Origin of the sequence: Anaerostipes faecalis, assembly GCF_018982945.1 — a bacterium.
Classification (GTDB): Bacteria; Bacillota; Clostridia; order Lachnospirales; family Lachnospiraceae; genus Anaerostipes; species Anaerostipes faecalis.
On sequence record NZ_JABRXE010000036.1, the window covers coordinates 1 to 644 of the forward strand.

Annotated in this window: 2 tRNA genes and 2 rRNA genes; all 4 read left to right on the top strand. The window is 49.5% G+C overall.

Annotation, left to right across the window (positions count from 1 at the left end):
• Positions 1 to 57 (top strand): 16S ribosomal RNA (locus KTB61_RS12900); the annotation flags it as partial.
• A gap of 62 nt (positions 58 to 119) precedes the next feature.
• Positions 120 to 237 (top strand): 5S ribosomal RNA (rrf, locus tag KTB61_RS12905).
• Between the two features lie 4 nt (positions 238 to 241).
• A tRNA-Ala gene (locus tag KTB61_RS12910) sits at positions 242 to 314 on the top strand.
• A gap of 73 nt (positions 315 to 387) precedes the next feature.
• Positions 388 to 461, top strand: a tRNA-Ile gene (locus tag KTB61_RS12915).
• Positions 462 to 644: the final 183 nt, after the last annotated feature.

Genomic DNA, 644 nt, shown 5'->3' on the forward strand with positions numbered 1-644 from the left:
GGGGTGAAGTCGTAACAAGGTAGCCGTATCGGAAGGTGCGGCTGGATCACCTCCTTTCTAAGGAAGAAGAAGTAAAGGTTGTCTTATTGTTCAGCGGTCAATGCTGAGAATTGAATATTTCCGGTGGCGATGCGCATCGGGGCAACACCCGTTCCCATCCCGAACACGATGGTTAAGACTGATACGGCTGACAATACTTGGCTGGAGACGGCCCGGGAAGATAAGTGGCTGCCGGATTTATGGGGGTATAGCTCAGTTGGGAGAGCGCCTGCCTTGCAAGCAGGAGGTCACGAGTTCGAATCTCGTTATCTCCACGCAGATGATCCTGCGATACAGGGTTGTCTACAATAGAATAGGAAGGGTCGTGGAAACGACCGGAAGCCGGATGGGCTTGTAGCTCAGGTGGTTAGAGCGCACGCCTGATAAGCGTGAGGTCGGTGGTTCGAGTCCACTCAAGCCCATTGGTCTGGAAGAGATCCAGACTGAAAGATAGATGTGCAGGAGCACATTTATGGATTGTACCTTGAAAACTTCATACAAGATCAAATAGACAAGACATCAAATTTCATCGAGAGAATGAAAACACACAAAGCCCGCTGATGTAACGCTATACATCAGTGAGGGAAAAAGAGGATCAAACGATC